3 protein-coding genes are annotated in these 3368 nt (G+C 43.9%); 2 read left to right on the forward strand and 1 reads right to left on the reverse strand.

From position 1 onward, the window contains the following. Window positions 1-150: 150 nt before the first annotated feature. A complete protein-coding gene (locus P5674_RS23705) occupies window positions 151-1503 on the forward strand; it encodes an ATP-binding protein (RefSeq protein WP_006616250.1) in 1353 nt (450 codons plus the stop codon). Between the two features lie 63 nt (window positions 1504-1566). Further along, complete coding sequence (locus tag P5674_RS23710) at window positions 1567-2655, forward strand: RNA-guided endonuclease InsQ/TnpB family protein (RefSeq protein ID WP_014275129.1); 1089 nt, start codon at window positions 1567-1569, stop codon at window positions 2653-2655. Between the two features lie 126 nt (window positions 2656-2781). Here the strand turns inward: P5674_RS23710 and P5674_RS23715 are convergent, their stop codons facing one another. Then, on the reverse strand, window positions 2782-3141 hold the full coding sequence (locus tag P5674_RS23715; protein WP_014275128.1) for a hypothetical protein: 360 nt from the start codon (window positions 3139-3141) through the stop codon (window positions 2782-2784). Window positions 3142-3368: the final 227 nt, after the last annotated feature.

Raw genomic sequence — 3368 nt, forward strand, 5'->3', positions numbered from 1 at the left:
ACACCTAAGTAACGGTAGAATAGGGGTTGTAGGCTGTAATTCCGGTTCGAGTCCGGCCAGTCCCGTTGGAAATTAATCGCAGATGCTGATATGTAACTGCTGCGATCGTAGATAATAGTAGGTAGACCTAAAATTCTGGGGAGAAATTAAATGTCCCTAAACCTTGGACGATTCTTTCGAGCCTGTAACCCGCGATACACTCTGAATATATCGAAACCTGAAGATCGACAATACTATATTGATTTTGCACCAGTTCGGGGTTCTAATGTAATTCGGGAACTGAAACGGACGATCACCTTTTCTGACCATCAACCTACCTGTCAATTATTTACCGGACATATAGGCTGTGGAAAATCCACGGAATTATCACGATTAAAAACTGAATTAGAAGCCGAAAAATTCCATGTAGTTTACTTCGAGTCTTCCCAGGACTTAGATATGGCGGATGTCGATATTAGTGACATCTTACTGGCGATCGCTCGCCAAGTTTCCCAAAGTTTAGAAAATAGTGGTGTCTGTCTGCAACCCAAACGCTTTCAAGGCATTCTGAAAAGCGCCGCCAACCTTCTGAATACAGAAATTACCAGTTTTCGGAGCAATATTCCCGTCGTCGGTGATATTGGTGTTAGCCAAGACTCCGAGGGTTTTTCCCTGGCTTTTGGGATTGGTGAAATTACCGCCAAAGCCAAAGACTCCAGAGATGTGCGATCGCTATTAAGACAACACCTAGAACCCCGAGTTAATAACATTATTGAAGTCATTAACCAGGAATTAATCACCCCAGCTCAACAACAACTACAGCAACGGGGACAAGGGGGATTAGTCGTGATTATTGACAACCTCGATCGCATCGATAATAAAGCCAAATTCGGCATCCGTACCCAGCCAGAATATCTATTTGTAGATAGGGGGGAACAACTCAATAAACTGCTGTGCCATGTCATCTATACAATTCCCCTAATTCTCACCTTTTCCAACGATAAAGAAGCCGTCAGCAACCGCTTTGGTTCCCCCGCCAAACTGCTACCAATGGTCAGAGTCAAAGAACGAGACGGTAGCGACTGCGAACCCGGAATTAATCTGCTCAGACAAATGGTATTAGCACGAGCATTTCCCGAATTAAACGAAACAGAACGCCTTCGTGAAATCCCTAAATTATTTGACTCTACCAGCACCCTCGATTATCTCTGTCAGATGAGTGGTGGTCATGTACGAAACCTGCTAATTTTACTATTTAATTGTCTACAAAAAGACGATCCACCCTTCACCCGCACCATGATTGAACGGGTAATTAGCGAGAGACGCAACGAATTAGGCAAAGCCATCACCTCCGACGAGTGGGAACTTCTCCGCCAAGTTTCGCAGCAGAAAACCGTCCGAGGTGAGGAAGAATATCAAACTCTCCTCCGCAGTCTATTTGTCTTTGAATATTGCGATCATGATGGTAGTTGGTTTGACCTTAATCCTGTCTTAGAAGGCGCTAAAGATTTTGACAAAGATTAATTACCGCACCTTCAGGTGCTAATATGTCTCAAACATAAATGGGAATGGATTTAAGGGGTTGCCATGTTACTCGGATTTCAAACGGCAATCAAACTAAATAACCAGCAACGCAACGCTCTAGCCAAGCATTGTGGAGTTGCTAGACACGCTTGGAATTGGGGACTAGCATTAACCAAAAACATCCTTGACCACAATAAAGCTAATCCCCAGGACAAGATTAAGTTCCCAACTGCGGTAGACCTTCATAAATGGCTAGTCGCCATCGTTAAGCCTGAGTGTTCCTGGTATTACGAAGTGAGTAAATGCGCTCCTCAATATGCTTTGAGACATCTTGCAGAAGCCTGGAAGCAGGCATTTAAGAAGGGAAAGAAACCCCCAAAGTTCAAGAAAAAAGGACGTGCTGATAGCTTCACTGTCGATGGGTCATTGGCAGTTGACCATTTCCGTGTCAAAGTTCCCGTGATAGGTTGGCTAAAAACTTATGAGCGTTTACCCATACAATATCAACCCAAATCTTTCACGTTTAGTCGAACGGCTGATAGATGGTTTGTTAGCTGGAAAATTGAAGTTGAACCAACCCACACACCTAAATTAGTCGGAGTTGTCGGGGTGGATTTAGGAGTTAAAACACTGGCAACTTTGTCAACTGGTCAAGTGTTTGAAGGGACTAAGAGTTACCGAAAATATGAGAATAAACTCTCTAGGTTGCAACGGCTAAATCGACACAAAGTTAGAGGGTCTAACAATTGGAAAAAGGCTCAAATAAAGATAGCTAGACTGCATCGCCAGATTGCCAATATCCGTCGTGATAGATTACACAAGCTGACCACCTACCTCGCCAAAAACCACGGCAAGATTGGGATTGAGGATTTGAATGTATCTGGTATGTTGGCGAATCGTAATCTAGCTAAAGCGATCGCAGATATGGGATTTTATGAGTTTCATAGACAGCTTGAGTACAAGTGTGAGCTGCATGGTTCTGAATTTGTAGTAGTTGACCGATGGTTCCCTAGCTCCAAAACTTGCTCAAACTGCCATACAAAGAAAGAAACACTCTTCCTATCTGAAAGAGTGTTCAAGTGTGACCACTGCGGCCTAGAAATTGATCGTGATTTGAATGCCTCCATCAATTTGGAGAAAGCCGTCAGTTAGACGGTGTTAGCCTGTGGACAGAGTGCTGCCGACAGTTCTGTATGAAGCAGGAAATGAGCGCCAACTACCCCTAGTAGAAGTTATCTTAGATAGAAAAGTCTAGTTATGGGCAGCTTTGGGTAAGTCTTATGTAACGGCTTGCTGCTTTTCCCCCAATAGGTCATTAATTGTGCCGATACCCAGTAGGGTGGTGGCTTCCTTTCCTTTATCCCCAGCGGCGCGATAGAGGTCGCGGGCGGCTTGCAACTTTTCTAGGGCTTCTCGTAATGATTCTGCTGTTCGTTGCCGAAATAGTCGTAATCCCTCATTTAATAATCTATTGGCTTCTGAATTCCTGCTATTTTGGGCGAGAATTATAGGCGTGGGCTCAGGGGATGATGAACTGGTTTTTAGCTGTGATGAGGTCGCCACTACTGACTCCCCTAGCATCACTGATAATGTGGCTGTTATCAATCCGATTTCGATGAGTTGCTGTGGTTTAATCATGGGTTAATTCCTTTATTTTTGCAGACAATTTATGGGAAAGTACAAGCTAGAAAATCTGGGTTTATTTAAGTAAGTCAATCCCCGCGATTTGAGCCATAATGTTGGGTTTCGTTCCTCAACCCAACCTACGAATAAAGCTGTGATGAGGTCGCCACTACTGACTCCCCTAGCATCACTGATAATGTGGCTGTTATCAATCCGATTTCGATGAGTTGCTGTGGTTTAAG

The organism is Limnospira sp. PMC 289.06, assembly GCF_032350395.1.
Classification (GTDB): domain Bacteria; phylum Cyanobacteriota; class Cyanobacteriia; order Cyanobacteriales; family Microcoleaceae; genus Limnospira; species Limnospira platensis.

Bases quoted from the DNA above. Each gene is read 5' to 3' on its own strand.
- P5674_RS23705 (WP_006616250.1), top strand. From the start codon at position 151: ATGTCCCTAAACCTTGGACGATTCTTTCGAGCCTGTAACCCGCGATAC.
- P5674_RS23710 (WP_014275129.1), top strand. From the start codon at position 1,567: ATGTTACTCGGATTTCAAACGGCAATCAAACTAAATAACCAGCAACGC.
- P5674_RS23715 (WP_014275128.1), bottom strand. From the start codon at position 3,141: ATGATTAAACCACAGCAACTCATCGAAATCGGATTGATAACAGCCACA.